We start from the raw sequence: 14,357 nt of genomic DNA on the forward strand, positions 1-14,357 counted from the left end.
AAGTGAAATAATCCTAATACCAGCACGCCAGACCGGCTAAACATATAACTTCACCAACACATCCTGTCGTTTAGGCCGCGCGTGGGGCGGTTCTTTTTCGCTTCCGGTGAGCGCGAAGGGCGGGTTGGTGCTCAGCCGGATACCGTACCTTCCCTTGGCGCTCACAGGGAGCTGCTTGCCGATGCCCCGCAGCCTCGCCGGTGAGCGCGAAGGGCGGGCGGCTAGAAGGTGGTTGGCCGGAAGGCGAGAGGAGCAGAGGCGAGTGCTCGAAGGGTGGGTCCCGAAGGGCGGGCGGCCGGGAAGGAGGGTAGCAGTATTAGAGCTTGGAGCCGGAGCGCTGCCAGTCCTGTTCGATGACTGCTTTACCTGTGGTCTCGACATCCATGCCGGAGCAGCCGCCGTCGAAATAGACGCGGGAGGCCATGGCGATGAGGCCGCCGTCAACGAAGACCTCCACCGTGGAGCCGTCTTGGATGATGGTGAGGGTGTCGGAGTCGCCATCGGCAAGCGTGGCGGTGGCGGGAGCGGAATCAGCGAAGAAGTGGTCGAAGGCCTTGTTCATGGAACGATCGAGGCTGATTTCCTCGCCGGAGTGGCAGATGGTGGCGGCGGGGTCACCGTTGCCATCGCGAAGGGTGATGGTGACGCTGGAGCCGGTGGGAACCTCCATGACGCCGGTCCAGGAGCGCGCGTAATCAGACAGCTTGACCGCCTCGGGCAGTCCGGTGGCCGGTGCCTGGTACAAGACGCCGCCCTCGAGCGTGACTTGCCGCGGCAGGGAGAGGGCATTCGACCAGCCCTCGGCATCCCAGGAGGCGTGCTGGGTGGCGTCGTCGCCGCGGCCGTTGCCGTTGAGCAGGCCGAGGATGACGGCGCGCTCGTAGCGGCTTTCTTCAGGAATCGTGCCTGCGGTGGCATTGGTATTGCGCGGGCGGGAGAAATCGTGGCCGAAGTCCACGCGGCGGAAACCGGAAACCACGGTGAAGGTGGTGTCTTCCAGCTGGCCCACGAGGTAGCCGGAGACGTCGCGGCCGTCGCGCTCGAGGGTGACGAAGAGGACGTCGTAGATTTCTTCGTCGATTTCATCGCGCAGGCGCACGATGCGCGGGGAGACCACCGGGGGGATGGGGGAATCGGCGGGCACTTCGCCGTCGAGGAAGCCCGGGTCACCTTCGAAGGTAAGGCCGCCGCGCAGGGACCATGAGATGCCGTCGTGGCTTTCTAGGAGAACCGGCTGCGGGGTTTCGGTACGGCCGGATAGCGCCAGCATGAGCCAGCCCTTGTGGCCGTCTTCGCGGTCATCGGTGGCCCAATCGGGCACGACAGAAGGTGAGCGGAACCGGGTGTGGTCGGTGGTATTGCCGGCCACCTCGCCGAAGCGGACGACGTTGGGGTCGAGAGCCGAGGAATCATCGGACACCTCGCAGACGTCGTCGATGCCGGAAAAGCGCGCGAGGCGAATGGAGGTGCCGGTCGCGGTCACGGAGGTGAAATACAGGTTGGTAGCGTCCTCACCTTGGGCCACGGACCCCGCGCGAAGAGCGAGCTCGCCGCCGACGGGGGCGAGGACGTCATCGCAGTCCAGCCAGTTAAACGGCGCTTCCTCCGAATAGGTGTGTCCCCAGCGGGCGGGGGCATCGGGAGTGGGGCGATATTGGTAGAACATGTGCCACGTATCGCCATCGCGAAGGACGCCGGCGGGCGCGTCTAGGATGCCGGCATCGGGGATGAAGTGGAGTTCGGGGCGGTGAGTCGTCACGGCATTCCTCTCTTAAATCAGGTGCGGGTTACAAGCTTGGGTTGGGGTGGCAGCCACGCCGGGGAGGAAACTCGTTGACCTGCCACGCGGTAGTTTCGCCGCCGTGCGCGGGCGGGGACTTTATGGGGCAGTGTCCGGCTGTCATGTACACCCAGAGTACGGATATCTTTTAGCGCGTGCAGGGCCCTCGCTTGCCGATGCCCCCCTTTTTAAAGCTTCGTTACCAATGTCAGCCCCGAACCCAGTGGGAGCCGGGTTACGGTGGAGCCTTCGAGCTCGCGGAGGTACTCATCGGCCTCGCGCGCGGCGGCGGTATCGCGGTCGGTGCGGGAGGTGTCGGCGACGGTGCCATCGAGAAGCGCATTGGCAAGCACGAGCGTGCCGTGCTGGTGCAGCAGGGGCCAGGCTGCCTTGATGAGGGCGGGGAGGTCGAGGGCGGCGACGTCCGCGTAAATGACCTGGTAGGCCTCGGTGGCCAGGCGCCCGAGCACGTCGAGGGGGCGCGAGGGGAGGAAGCGGCCGCGGGTGGAAGCGTAGCCGGCCTCGCGGAAGGCGGCCTTGGCGCTGCGCTGGTGCTCGGCCTCAGGGTCGATGCAGGTGAGGATGCCGTTGTCTGGCATGCCCGCGAACAGGTAGAGACCGACGACGGAGGCGGCGGGGGTAATCGCCACGGCCTGGGGGCGGTCTACCACACCGGAGGAGGTTGCCGTCAGCGTGGTGAGAAGCTGGCCGGTGGATTCATCCGGGACGGGCAGGCCGTATTCCTCGGCGTGGTCGCGGGCGCCGCGGAGAGCCGCCGAAGGCTCACTGGTGGAATCGATATAGGAGCGCAGTGCGTCATATGCGGTAGTAGTCACGATTAAGACAATAGGTAAAGTTGCGCGAAAGGGTGGCAAAAACGCGCGCAGCCAGCGAAATTGTGATCTGTGGGAAGTATGTGACGGACTCACAGGATATTATCAGCGCAGTGGCTGGAGTTTCCGCGCTGAGTGTAGAAAAATGACACCCATGACAGAAACGAAGCGCGATGCCGAGTCCGTTGCCTCCACCGATGCGAACGTGGAGTTGACCGGTACCGCGGCGTTCGATGCTGGGGAAGCCACGATGCCTTCGTGGGCCGAATTGGTGGCAGAGCACGCTGATGGCGTGTACCGCCTAGCCTACCGTTTATCCGGTGACCAGCAGGATGCCGAGGATCTCACCCAAGAGACCTTCATGCGTGTCTTCCGCTCCTTGGATAAATATCAACCGGGTACCTTTGGCGGCTGGCTGCACCGCATCACCACGAACCTCTTTTTGGATATGGTGCGTCACCGTTCCAAGATCCGCATGGAGTCCCTGCCTGAGGATTATGAGCGCGTTCCGGGTACGGATATGACCCCGGAGCAGGCCTATTCCGTGGCCAACCTGGATCCCGTGCTGCAGTCCGCGCTGGATAGCCTGGCGCCGGATTTCCGCGTCGCCGTGGTTCTGTGTGATGTCGAAGGCATGAGCTATGACGAAATTGCCGAAACCCTCGGCGTGAAGATGGGTACGGTGCGCTCGCGCATCCACCGCGGCCGCTCCCAACTGCGCGCGGCGCTAGAAAAAGAGGCACAGACCAATGCGGAAGCGCGCATCTTGTTGCGCACGCGCTAGAATCGAATCGTTAGCTCCCCTGCCGCGCGGCAGGGGGGGATTAAGTGTGATTAATCCGGCTGTGGCATGAACGTGAGGAGGGCGTCGATGGACTCACTGCGCGGACGCCGCACCCTCTCCAGGCTCAGCGTGCGGGGCGACTTTACCCCCGCGCAGGCAAAGGCTCGGGATAAGGCAAAGGCGCGGGCGCGGCGCAGCGATTCCATCGGCCACCTCGGCCCAGAGGCCGTCGTCGCCTTCGTAGATGGGGAGATGGAGCCCAAAGCCATGCACCGCGTGCGCATCCATCTAGTCCACTGCGCGGAGTGCCGCGCCGACGTGCACCACCAGCGCCATGCCTCCGAGTGGGTGCGTCACTGCAGCGATGATTCCGCGGTGAAGGCCCCACAGTCCTTATTGGCCAAGCTGGCGGGAATGGCTACGGAAGGCGTGGCCCCGGGGCCCGATGCGTCGACCCCGGCGCACCGGCCGGAGCAGGATTTCCTGGATAAAGTCGAGACGGTGGTACGCGCGATTAAACACAATCAGCGCGGACAGAACTAAACGGAGGGCGAGGATTTAACCGTGTTTTCTTCGATTGGCTGGCCCGAGATTATTGTCATTGTCCTCCTCGGCATCGTCATCATCGGCCCAGAGCGCATGCCCGAGGTCATTAAGGACGTGCGCGCGGCCATCTATGCCGCCCGCAAGGCCATCAATAATGCGAAGGCCGAGCTCAACGGCGAGATGGGGTCCATCTCTGCGGAATTCGATGATATTCGCGGCCCGCTCAATCAGGCGGCGCAGTGGACGCGGCTGGGCCCAAAGGGCGCTATTACCAAGGCGCTTTTCGATGGCGATGATTCTGCCTGGGACGACTTCAATCCCAAGAAGATGGCGGAAGACATTAAAACCGGAACCGCGCCGAAAGAACCCGAGCAGCGCGCGCAGGACAACAATGGCCCCGCCCGGCCTAGCTTTAACTATGCCGAGGTATATGGCGATACCACCGAGACCACCCAGCAGCCGGCGCAGCAGCCACCACAGCAACAACAAAAGCCGCAGCGCGGTGGGGAAGATTCCACCGGCAGCGGCTCTGAGTGGAGCGACGTTACTTAATACGACGCGCTTTTAGTTCACGCCCAAGTTGAGGCTCTTGCCCACGAGGGAATCGGAGCGAATGGCGAGCTTATCAGCAACCGCCCTGATTTCCTTCGCGGCAGGGGAGTCGGGAGCCTCGAGCACGATGGGCGTGCCGGCATCGCTATTCGAGCGCAGGGACGGATCCAGCGGCACGGAGGCCAGCAGCGGCACCTCGTGGCCAAGAATGACACCGAGGCGGTCTGCGACGATCTGGCCGCCGCCTTCACCGAAGACGTCCATGGTGGAGCCATCCGGCATGACCATGGCGCTCATGTTCTCAATCACGCCGGCCACGCGCTGGCGCGTTTGCTGGGAGATGGAACCGGCGCGCTCGGCCACCTCGGCCGCAGCGGCCTGCGGCGTGGTGACGATGAGCAGCTCCGCATTCGGGATGAGCTGCGCAACGGACAGCGCTACATCGCCGGTGCCCGGTGGCAGGTCCAGGAGGAGAACATCGAGATCGCCCCAGAATACGTCTGCCAAGAACTGCTGCAGCGCGCGGTGGAGCATGGGCCCGCGCCAGACGACGGGCGCGTTACCCTCCACAAACTGCCCAATCGAGATGTGCTTAATGCCGTGGGAGATGGGCGGCAGCAGCATTTCATCATCAAGCACGGTGGGGCCGTCGGTTGAGCCGAGCAGGTTGGGTACGGAGTGGCCATAGATATCGGCATCGACAATGCCTACCTTCAGGCCCTTATCCACAAGCGCTGCGGCAAGGTTGACGGTCATCGAGGACTTGCCGACGCCACCCTTACCCGACGCCACCGCAAATACGCGGGTCGTCGAATCGGGCTTCGCAAAGGGAATCTCGGGCTCGGCCTGGCCGCCGCGCAGCTTCTGCTTCAGCTCGCGGCGTTGTTCATCGCTCATCGCGTCCATGGTCACGGTGACCTTGCCAACGCCGTCGATATCCTCGACCGCGGCGCGGGTATTGGTCTCGATGGTGGACTTCATGGGGCAGCCCGCGATGGTCAGATAAATGCCAACGGTGACATCGTTTCCTTCGATATCGACCGATTTCACCATATTCAGTTCGGTGATGGGGCGGCCGATTTCTGGGTCTTGTACGTGGGAAAGTGCCTCGCGTACGGCTGATTCGGTAATAGAGCTAGACATAACTCTTGCCATCTTAGTCACGGCGCTACCTTAGGTAAACACGCCTGCACGGTAGACTCGATGAGACGTTTGAATCCATCCGTTTGTATCGGTGACCTAGAAGAATAAAAGGAGCACACTCAGTGAAGCGCAGCCCCGCCCGTCGATTTGCCCGCGCTACTGTTACCGCGGTGGTAGGCGCTGCGCTGCTTGTCGGCTGCTCAGACAAGGTTGACACTAGCCCCGCTGCGGCAAAGTCCGAACCGGAACAGGTGCAGATCGTCGTTGACCCTGCAGAAACCGATCAGCTCATCTTAGGCGAGGTATTCCGGCAGTCGCTCTTGGAGGAAGGGCGTACCGCCGAGCTGAAGGAAGAAGAAACCTTCAAAACACATGGCGACAAAGGCAGTTCCCTGAACCCGGAGGGCAACTTTTACGTCGGCTGCACCGGCAGCTTTTTAAGCCACTTTAATCCCGGTGAGGCGCGCGATATCTCGGCGGAATATAAAAAGGCAGAAGAAGACAGTGAGCCGGGCGGGGAAGACTTCCTAGCCCGCACCCATATTGCACTCATGTCCACCTTGCCCACCCAACTTGCCACCGTCGAGCCCTCCGGTGCTCACGGTTGTGAGGAGGCGCAACCAGAGTTGCCAGAAAACTTCGTAGTCATCTATAACGACAGCCTCTTTGACCGCGAAGAAGAAAAATCCGTCGCCGCGGTCACCAAATTCATCACGCAAAAAGACATCTCTGACATGGTAGAGGCGTTAGAGGATGGCGAAGAGCTGAAGAAGGTCGTCCATGAATGGATGGAAGCCTCCGGACTGGACATTGTCAATGAAGAAAGCGATTCAGGCTCCTCCGGCGGCTCCGATCTGAGTAGTTCTTAAGTAATCTCTGCGCTCCGTGCTACCTACCTCCCGCCCTTTGCGCTCACCGGCAGGCGCGCATTAGCGTGCGTTGGTCCTCTTCGTGATCGCGAAGGGTGGGGTGGGCGAACTGGCGAATCCGCTCGTCGAACTATTACTGCGATACCTGCACCGCACCCTTGGCGCTCACGGGCAGTGCTTGCCGATGCCCCAACCGCCTCGCCGGTGAGCGCGAAGGGCGGGTAGGCGGCTTGCGGGAAGTGAAGCTCGGGAGGCGAAGGCAGCGAGGCGAGGGAAGAAACGCGAGGCGAAGGCAACAGCGCCCATGCAATAGCAGTAAGCATGAAAATGCCCCAGTGAGGAAACAACCTCACTGGGGCATTCAGCGCTGTAATGCGCTAGGTGCTGCTTCGGCGATTAAAAGCGATTAAACGTCGAAAGCCTCTTCAAGCAGGTTCTTCTGCTCAATTTGGTGCACCTTGGCGTTACCCGTAGCCGTAGAGGACTGGGCGCGGCGGGAGACGCGGACCATTTCCGGCATATCCGGAATGAGGTCGCGCAGGTGCTCGTTGTAGAACGGCCATGGGCCCTGGTTGGCGGGCTCGTCCTGCACGAACCGGACCTGGGTGGCATTCGGGTACATCTTGAATGCCTCGCTCAGGCGGTTGAACGGAATCGGGTGGAGCATTTCCACGCGGACGATGGCGATATCATCGCGGCCGTCGGCCTCGCGCTTCTTCTCCAAGTCCCAGTAGAGCTTGCCGGAGACCAGCATGATGGTCTTGACCTTGTCCGTGTCGCCGACCTTCTTGTTATTGACGTCCACGTAGTGGGGGTCATTGATAACGGAACGGAACTTCTTGACCTCGGTGAACTCCTCAACGGAGGAGGTGGCGGCCTTGTTGCGCAGCATGGACTTCGGGGTGAAGACGACCAGCGGGCGCTTCATCTCGCCCAAAGCCTGGCGGCGCAGCAAGTGGAAGTGGTTAGCCGGGGTGGACGGCTGGGCCACGGTCATGGAACCTTCCGCACACAGCTGCAGGTAGCGCTCGATGCGGGCGGAGGAGTGGTCCGGGCCCTGGCCCTCGTAGCCGTGCGGCAAGAGGAGAACCAGGCTGGACAACTGGCCCCACTTGGCCTCACCGGAAGAAAGGTACTCATCGATGATGGTCTGGGCGCCGTTGGCAAAGTCACCGAACTGAGCCTCCCACGCTACGAGGGCGTCCGGGTTACCCACGGTGTAGCCGTATTCAAAGCCCATGCCGGCGAACTCGGTCAGCGCGGAGTTGTAAACCATGAACTTACCGCCGTTGTCCTTAGACACGGCCAAGGAGTTGAGCGGGTTGTACTCGTTGCTATTGCGGGGATCGAAGGTCACGGCGTGGCGCTGGGTGAAGGTACCGCGGCGGGAATCCTCACCAGCCAGGCGCACGACCTTGCCCTGGTTAGCCAGGGAGCCGAAGGCGAGCAGCTCGCCCCAGCCCCAGTCGATGCCGCCTTCGCGGACGGACTTCGCACGGTCCTTGGCCACCTTCGCTACGCGCTTGTGGTACTCGAAGTCCTCGGGTGGGTTGCCGTAGGCATCGCCAAGCTCGACCATCTCTTCAGCGGTGATGGAGGTATCCAGGCCGTGGGTGAGCTCCTGCGAGGAGGTAATACCGGTCTGTTCCTTCGGGCCGGCCTTTTCGGCTTCCTTGTGCTCGGTGAACACGGATTCCATCTGGTCGTGGAAGTCGCGTGCGGCTGCCTCAGCGTCCTCGGCGGAAAGATCGCCACGGCCGATGAGCTCGTTGGTGTAGCGCTCGCGCACCGGCTCGTGGTTCTCAATGACCGAGTACAGCTGCGGCTGGGTCATGGATGGGTCATCGGCCTCGTTGTGGCCACGCAGACGGTAGACCACGAGGTCGATGAAGACGTCCTTGCCAAATTGGCGGCGGTATTCTGCGGCCATCTGGCCTACCCAGACAACGGCCTCTGGGTCATCGCCATTGACGTGGAAGACCGGGCAGTCAAAGCCCTTGGCCAGGTCGGTGACGTAGTGGGTGGAGCGGCCGGAATCCGGGGTGGTGGTAAAGCCCACCTGGTTGTTGACCACGATGTGGACGGTACCGCCGTTGGTAAAGCCGCGCAGCTGGGACAGGTTGATGGTCTCCTGTACGACGCCGAGGCCGGTGAAGGATGCATCGCCGTGGAGCATGACGGGAACGACGGAGTAGCCGTCCTTGCCCTTGTCCAAGATGTCCTGCTTGGCGCGGGCGATGCCCTCCATGACTGGGTCGACGGCCTCAAGGTGGGACGGGTTGGCGGCAAGGGTGACCTTGATTTCGCCATCGCCGAACATCTGCAGGTGCTCGCCCTCGGAGCCCAAGTGGTACTTCACGTCACCAGAGCCGCCGAGCTGGCCGCCCTTGTAGTTGCCGTCGAACTCGCCGAAGATATCTGCCAGCGGCTTGCCCACGATATTGAACAGCACGTTCAGACGGCCGCGGTGCGGCATGCCCATGACGACCTCGTCGAGGCCCTGGCCCGCAGCGGTGTCGATGATGGAATCCAGCAGCGGGATGAGGGTCTCGGCGCCCTCGAGGGAGAAGCGCTTCTGGCCCACGTATTTGGTCTGCAGGAAGTTTTCGAATGCCTCGGCGGCGTTGACCTTCTGCAGGATGTACTTCTGCTCGGCATTGGTCGGCTTAGGCATGCCGGCCTCGAGGCGATCCTGCATCCAGCTGCGCTCGTCGCGGTCCAGGATGTGGGTGTATTCGGAGCCGACCTTCAGGGTATAGGCGGCGCGCAGGCGGGAAAGTACCTCGCGCAAGGTCATCTGTTCCTTGCCGCCAAAGCCACCGACGTTGAAGACGCGGTCCAGATCCCAGATGGTCAGGCCGTGCGTAGCGATGTCGAGGTCGCGGTGATCCGGGCTAGGCAGGCCGGGCTGGGACCAGCCGAGCGGGTTGACATCGGCAAGCAAGTGCCCGCGGGAGCGGTAGGACTCGATGAGCTGCATGACGCGGGTGTTCTTGTCCACGCCAGAGTTGGGGATGTCCTGTGCCCAGCGGAAGGGCTCATAAGGAACGCCCATGGACTCGAAGAGCTCGTCCCAGAAGGCATCATCTACAATGAGCTGGCCGATGGTGCGCAGGAACTCGCCGGACTCTGCACCCTGGATGACGCGGTGGTCATAGGTGGAGGTCAGCGTGACCAAGCGGCCGACGCCTAGGTCAGCCAGGCGGTCAGCAGAGGCGCCGGCGAATTCTGCCGGGTAGTCCATGGAACCAACGCCGATAATGGAGCCTGCGCCCTTGGTCAGGCGGGCAATGGAGTGGCGGGTGCCGATGCCGCCCGGGTTGGTCAGGTTAATGGTGACCCCGGAGAAGTCATCCATGGTGAGCTTATTCTTACGGGAACGGGTAACGATGTCCTCGTAAGCCTCAATGAACTCGGCGAAGGACTTGGTCTCGCACTCCTTGATGGCGGCGACCACGAGGGCGCGGGAGCCATCCTTCTGCGGGAGGTCAATGGCAAGGCCCAAGTTGATGTGCTCAGGCTGGACGACGAAGGGCTTGCCGTCCTTTTCCTCGTAGCGCACGTTCATTCCAGGATGCAGCTGCACGGCCTTGACCATGGCGTAGCCAATAATGTGGGTAAAGGAGATCTTGCCACCGCGGGTGCGCTTCAGGTGGTCATTGATCATGGAGCGGTTTTCCCACATGAGCTTGACCGGCATGTCGCGCACGGTGGTAGCGGTAGGAATCTCGAGGGATTCTTCCATGTTCTTAGCAATCGCCTTGAACATGCCCTTGAGCTGGCGCTCGTCGCCGCCCTTATAATCTTCTAGGTTATCCAGCGGAGACTGCGCATTCTTGCCTGCAGAATGCTTTGCCTTCGCGGACTTGTCATTGGCCTTAGATACGGACTCTTTCACGTTGGTATCGCGGGCCTCTTGCTTGCGGGCGGTGGTAGTGCCTTCGGTCTTCTTGGCCGAGGACGTGGACTCTGCCTTTGCCTTCTTTGGCTGTGGCTTAGATGCTTTAGAAGGAGACTCAGCTTCTGGCTGCGCCTTGGGCGCGCCGTTTGCTTCGAAATAGTCGCGCCACTCCTTGTCTACGGAGCTAGGATCCTTGGAGTACTGCTGGAACTGCTCGTCTATCAGCCACGCATTCGGGCCGAAGATGCTCGATGTGCTCACGGCAGGTTTTCGCCTCATTTCTCTGCTTTAAAATGGTCGTTTATTCGACTTTAGTTCGGACTTTGTGCGAGTGCATATCTCACCCGCCAAAGTGTCTGCCTATATGATACGGGCCAATCCCTTACCTTCACTATGTTAGGGGTAGCGAATTCGCTCTAAACGATCATCGAATCCCCGCCTTTGTGTGGGAAAGAGGGGAGAGCTGCTGGCGAGCGTGTTCGATGACCTGATTGGCCAGCTTGCGGTTGGCCTTCGTGCCAATGACTGCCCCAATGCCCATGGGCATGAGTTTTCCCACCCAGGCCCACTTCATGCGCTTGGTGATTTGTTTGGTAAATACCTTGGTCAGGCGTCCATTGATGCCAGATAGCGTGGGCCCGGAAAAGCGGGAGAGGGAGGCCACGGAACGCGCCCCCGTGACCGTGCCGAGGTCTCCAACGAAAGTATCGACCACCGCAGAGCCCTTCGAGCCTGTCAATACCACCAGCACCAGGGCGCGGCGGCGCTCGGGCGAGGAGATGTCATCGCCTCGCAGGTACGCGGACGCCAGGATGTACCACGCGGCGGCTTCAAGGAAGACTACGGATTCAGCACCGATGGTGGCAGCACCCGTAAAGAGCCCGATGCCCGGCACGGATGCGGAGGCGCCGGCGGCCGCGCCCGTGCCGGTAGTGATATTGATGAAGTGTTTGTTAATAAAGCCCTGCAACTCTTGGTCAGTGGCATCCGGGTGGTGCTTCTTTAGGTTCTTGACGTATTTGGAAATAACACCAGATTGCACGGATACCGCGCGGTCCAGGGAGCTCAGCAGCGCCCTAGTAAACCGTCCGCTGTGCTCCGGATCGATGTCATATGTGTCAGTAGCTGCTTTATCCGGGGTGGATTTTTTAAAAATGGACATGCCTTCTCCCACACCAATCCTTAGTTTGTTGGGGCAGTGGTATTAATGGAATTTTTACCTAGCATAGCCCTGACCTTGAAATAAGGGGGCGCGCATGTGCGATTCGGATCGCCACCGGCGTGCAACCTACCTAAGGTAGGGAGTATGCCTTACCCGCAGGAAAATCAACGTGACACTGGGGACTTTTATTCCGAAGAGTCCACCGCTGCCGCGCGCTTGCGGGCCATGCGCGCACACGAGCGCGCCCGTCAGGCCCACGAGCGGGCACAGAACGCCTACGCGGATGAGGTCACCGTGCGCACGACCTCCGGCTGGGTGCGCGGGGTCATCGAAGAAGACCTGCGAGTAGATCACCCCATTAGCGCCGGGCCAGTGCGCACATGGCGCGGTATTCCCTTCGGCGCCTCCACGGCCGGCGACAACCGCTTCCGCGCCCCACGCCCGGCACCGCGTTGGGAGGGCGTGCGCGATTGCAGCCAATTCGGGCCAATTGCCCCACAACCCACGTACTCCTGGACCGACCGCATCGTCGGCTCCGAGGACTGCCTGTACCTCGACATCGTGCGCCCCCGCACGGAGGAAAAGCTGCCCGTCGTGGTGTACCTGCACGGCGGCAGCTTCATCATGGGCTCGTCCCACATGCTCATGCTGCGCGGGTTTGAGCTCGCCACCCGCATGAACGTGGTCTACGTATCTATCAACTTCCGCCTCAACGCCCTGGGGTATCTGGACCTGCGCAGCCTCGGCGGTGAGTGCAGCGCTAACCCCGCCGTGGCGGATCAGATTCTGGCCCTTAACTGGGTTCGCGACAATATCCCTGCCTTTGGCGGCGACCCAGACTCGGTCACCCTCATGGGCGAATCCGCCGGCGGCGCCGCGGTGCTGGCACTGATGACCAGCCCGCCCGCCGAAGGGCTCTTCCACCGCGCCATTGCCCAGTCCCCACCCATCGCGCTGGTGCATTCCCGCGCCCAATCCACCTTGTGGGCCCGCGAACTTGCGCGCCGGGTGGGCCTGCCGCGCCGGGTGAGCGTGGACGATCTGCGCCAGGAGAACTGCGCGGATGTGGTGCGCTCCGGTCAATCCATGATGTGGCGCGCCGGCGAGCTACTGCACCTAAACTCCTGCTATGCGCCCACGGTGGACGGCGAGCTTTTGCCCGAGCACCCCATTACCGCCTTCGAGCAGGGCCATCAGCACAAAATCCCGCTGCTGATAGGCACGAATTCGGATGAAGCCAGCTTTGGCAAGTTCCTCTTTCAGCGCCCTAGCGCCCGGGAGCGCGCTGCGTTGCGGCTCTTGGCCTCCTACGATCCCCATCACGCCCCTGAGGTCGTTGCCGCCTATCGCGGCGCGGTCCGCAGGGAGGATTTTGCGCACTTGCTTGCCGATGCCCTCTTCTGGGCACCTTCCACCCGCATCGCCAGCGCCCACTCTGAAGTGGCCGATACGTGGATGTACCGCTTCGATTTCGCCTCCGCCGTCCTGAAGTGGCTGGGACTAGGCGCCATGCACTCGATGGAATTGGGCAATGTCTTTGGTGATCCCCAATCCTCGCGCGCCTCCTTGTTGACCGGATGGGGCTCGCGCGCTGAGATGGAGGAATTGACCTCCACCATGCAGGATCAGTGGGCCGCATTCATCCACGGCGGCAGCCCCAAGAAGCAGTGGCCGCGCTATGAGGGTGGCGAACGCGCGACCATGATTTTTGATGAACAAGCATATATCGTGCACGCCCCCAATGACGGGCGCCGCAAGGCGTGGGAGGATTACAACATGGTGGAGTGGGGAAGTGGGCGCCCAGAGCTGGTGCGATCCCTTGGTTTCCAACCACACCGGCGGGATTAGCGGTAGACTCCACAGTGACCGCGGGCGGCGTCTTGCCCACCGCGGGGACCTCTGCTTCCGAAGGATGGATTTTTAAACCACCATGAGCTTTTTCGAAGATATCGCTTCCGCATTGGACGCCGAGGGCATTGAGTCCCGCGTCAACGAAGACGTCATGTTCGTTCCAATCACCTCTGATTTGGAAATCCAGTTTGTTGAAATCGATCCTCTCTTGCCGGCGGCCAACGTGTACATCGCTGCCGCGGATGTGGATGAAGACGATGAAGAATTCGAGGCCGTCCTGGTCTCTGTTGCCTTTTCCGTCGACGACGCCGTAGAGGCCGTTTCCCGCCACATCGCCACCGACCAGGTTGTCACCGTCTTGCGGGACCTCTTGGAAGGCACCGATGAGCGCATCGCGGAATTGGAGTTTGACCAGGATGAACTCAACCCGCATCTGGTGGTCGCGGAAGTAGGCAATGATTCTGAGCTGCGCGTATTGGTAGAAACCATCGACGGCGTGCCCTCTGCCATCGTGCGTTTCTTGGCCTTCGACTTCGATGAAGAAGACATTGAAGAGCTCGAGGATGAGGCCGTCACGGAGATGTGGCAAGTGGACGAGGAAGGCGAGGACCTCGATGAAAACGAGCGCCTTGCCCTCTTTGACAACACTGATTCTGATGACATCCCCATCGTGGAAGTCCCCGCTGAGGCCCTGGAACTGGGCACCTACACCGATTTCGACCGCCTCTTTGACGTGCTCGGATTGGTCTCGGAACAGGCTCTGGACTGGGAGGCCCAGCTCGTCAACTTTGATGAGGATGACTTTGAGGAACCAGACGTCTACGACATTTTCTGCGAAGATGCCGATGATGACGATGACGAGGACCTTGAATTCTTCGACACCTTCACCGAAGATGACGACGCTGACGCTGACAACGAGGGCGACAACAACTAACC

At 61.4% G+C, this 14,357-nt stretch carries 11 protein-coding genes; 6 read left to right on the forward strand and 5 right to left on the reverse strand.

From position 1 onward, the window contains the following. Positions 1-316: 316 nt before the first annotated feature. A complete protein-coding gene (locus tag ABRP87_RS04085; protein ID WP_349867832.1) occupies positions 317-1,759 on the reverse strand; it encodes a GH32 C-terminal domain-containing protein in 1,443 nt (480 codons plus the stop codon). Between the two features lie 209 nt (positions 1,760-1,968). Continuing rightward, positions 1,969-2,616 (reverse strand): O-methyltransferase, encoded by a 648-nt coding sequence (locus tag ABRP87_RS04090; protein WP_349867833.1) that lies wholly within the window; start codon positions 2,614-2,616, stop codon positions 1,969-1,971. 151 nt (positions 2,617-2,767) lie between these two features. On the opposite strand from ABRP87_RS04090, the gene sigE reads away from it, so the two are divergent. The 3 genes from sigE to ABRP87_RS04105 all read left to right on the forward strand — a co-directional run bounded on the left by sigE (position 2,768) and on the right by ABRP87_RS04105 (position 4,495). Next, positions 2,768-3,397 (forward strand): RNA polymerase sigma factor SigE, encoded by a 630-nt coding sequence (gene sigE, locus ABRP87_RS04095; RefSeq protein WP_349867834.1) that lies wholly within the window; start codon positions 2,768-2,770, stop codon positions 3,395-3,397. 66 nt (positions 3,398-3,463) lie between these two features. Then, positions 3,464-3,940: an anti-sigma factor family protein gene (locus ABRP87_RS04100; RefSeq protein ID WP_298695410.1), complete on the forward strand. Its 477-nt coding sequence runs from the start codon at positions 3,464-3,466 to the stop codon at positions 3,938-3,940. Between the two features lie 21 nt (positions 3,941-3,961). Next, positions 3,962-4,495 carry a twin-arginine translocase TatA/TatE family subunit gene (locus ABRP87_RS04105; RefSeq protein WP_298695412.1) on the forward strand — a complete coding sequence of 178 codons (534 nt, stop codon included), beginning with the start codon at positions 3,962-3,964 and terminating at the stop codon, positions 4,493-4,495. Positions 4,496-4,507: 12 nt separating this feature from the next. Here the strand turns inward: ABRP87_RS04105 and ABRP87_RS04110 are convergent, their stop codons facing one another. Continuing rightward, positions 4,508-5,638: an Mrp/NBP35 family ATP-binding protein gene (locus ABRP87_RS04110; protein ID WP_349867835.1), complete on the reverse strand. Its 1,131-nt coding sequence runs from the start codon at positions 5,636-5,638 to the stop codon at positions 4,508-4,510. Between the two features lie 122 nt (positions 5,639-5,760). On the opposite strand from ABRP87_RS04110, the gene ABRP87_RS04115 reads away from it, so the two are divergent. After that, entirely contained in the window at positions 5,761-6,507 is a 747-nt protein-coding gene (locus tag ABRP87_RS04115; protein WP_349867836.1) for a hypothetical protein, read from the forward strand. 406 nt (positions 6,508-6,913) lie between these two features. Here the strand turns inward: ABRP87_RS04115 and ABRP87_RS04120 are convergent, their stop codons facing one another. Next, positions 6,914-10,669, reverse strand: coding sequence for a multifunctional oxoglutarate decarboxylase/oxoglutarate dehydrogenase thiamine pyrophosphate-binding subunit/dihydrolipoyllysine-residue succinyltransferase subunit (locus tag ABRP87_RS04120; RefSeq protein ID WP_502879277.1), 3,756 nt, complete (start codon positions 10,667-10,669; stop codon positions 6,914-6,916). A gap of 163 nt (positions 10,670-10,832) precedes the next feature. Further along, a complete protein-coding gene (locus tag ABRP87_RS04125; protein WP_349867838.1) occupies positions 10,833-11,570 on the reverse strand; it encodes a hypothetical protein in 738 nt (245 codons plus the stop codon). Positions 11,571-11,714: 144 nt separating this feature from the next. On the opposite strand from ABRP87_RS04125, the gene ABRP87_RS04130 reads away from it, so the two are divergent. Further along, the gene (locus ABRP87_RS04130; protein WP_349867839.1) at positions 11,715-13,418 is read left to right on the forward strand and encodes a carboxylesterase/lipase family protein; all 1,704 of its coding nucleotides are present in this window, start codon (positions 11,715-11,717) and stop codon (positions 13,416-13,418) included. An 82-nt stretch (positions 13,419-13,500) separates the two neighbouring features. Beyond that, positions 13,501-14,355, forward strand: coding sequence for a DNA primase (locus ABRP87_RS04135; RefSeq protein WP_349867840.1), 855 nt, complete (start codon positions 13,501-13,503; stop codon positions 14,353-14,355). Positions 14,356-14,357 lie beyond the last annotated feature (2 nt).

Origin of the sequence: Corynebacterium sp. KPL2830 (assembly GCF_040225635.1) — a bacterium.
In the GTDB taxonomy this organism is placed as follows: Bacteria; Actinomycetota; Actinomycetes; order Mycobacteriales; family Mycobacteriaceae; genus Corynebacterium.

Excerpts from the sequence above, each read along its gene's own strand:
- sigE (WP_349867834.1), top strand. The coding sequence starts at position 2,768 with ATGACAGAAACGAAGCGCGATGCCGAGTCCGTTGCCTCCACCGATGCG.
- ABRP87_RS04100 (WP_298695410.1), top strand. The coding sequence starts at position 3,464 with ATGAACGTGAGGAGGGCGTCGATGGACTCACTGCGCGGACGCCGCACC.
- ABRP87_RS04110 (WP_349867835.1), bottom strand. The coding sequence starts at position 5,638 with ATGTCTAGCTCTATTACCGAATCAGCCGTACGCGAGGCACTTTCCCAC.
- ABRP87_RS04125 (WP_349867838.1), bottom strand. The coding sequence starts at position 11,570 with ATGTCCATTTTTAAAAAATCCACCCCGGATAAAGCAGCTACTGACACA.
- ABRP87_RS04130 (WP_349867839.1), top strand. The coding sequence starts at position 11,715 with ATGCCTTACCCGCAGGAAAATCAACGTGACACTGGGGACTTTTATTCC.
- ABRP87_RS04135 (WP_349867840.1), top strand. The coding sequence starts at position 13,501 with ATGAGCTTTTTCGAAGATATCGCTTCCGCATTGGACGCCGAGGGCATT.